This is a genomic window from Mesorhizobium sp. M4A.F.Ca.ET.050.02.1.1, assembly GCF_003997725.1.
Lineage (GTDB): Bacteria > Pseudomonadota > Alphaproteobacteria > Rhizobiales > Rhizobiaceae > Mesorhizobium.
Map to the genome: position 1 here is coordinate 1 of NZ_RZSG01001547.1, position 400 is coordinate 400.

The following is a 400-nucleotide window of genomic DNA, read 5'->3' on the forward strand; positions in this document are numbered from 1 at the left end:
AAACCTGTCTGTTCCGGAAGCAGAACCGGCGGTCAGCCACCAGGCCGAAGTTAGGCGTCAGACAGTCCTTGTCCTTCAAGGCGGTGGCGCTCTCGGTGCCTATCAGGCCGGTGTCTACCAGGCGCTGGTCGAGGGCGGCATCGAACCGGATTGGGTCATAGGAACCTCCATCGGCGCCATCAACGCCGCGCTGATTGCAGGAAACGAGCCCGGCGATCGTCTGCCCAGACTTCAGGAGTTCTGGGACGGCGTCAGCCGGAGCAGTCCGCTCGACGAGTTTTTCCGGATGATGATTCCAAGCAACATCTTCGCCAACATGGGCACGGTGATGCGCGGCATCCCTGGCTTTTTCGAACCGAACCCAAGCGCGATGTTTGGAGTGAACCGCGAGGTCGGTGTC

General features: G+C 61.0%; 1 protein-coding gene. It reads left to right on the top strand.

Features of this window, described 5'->3' with window-relative positions; genetic code table 11:
• Positions 1-4 precede the first annotated feature (4 nt).
• Positions 5-400, top strand: a 396-nt coding sequence (locus EOA33_RS38575) for a patatin-like phospholipase family protein (protein WP_190234565.1), incomplete at its 3' end; no start/stop codon positions are given.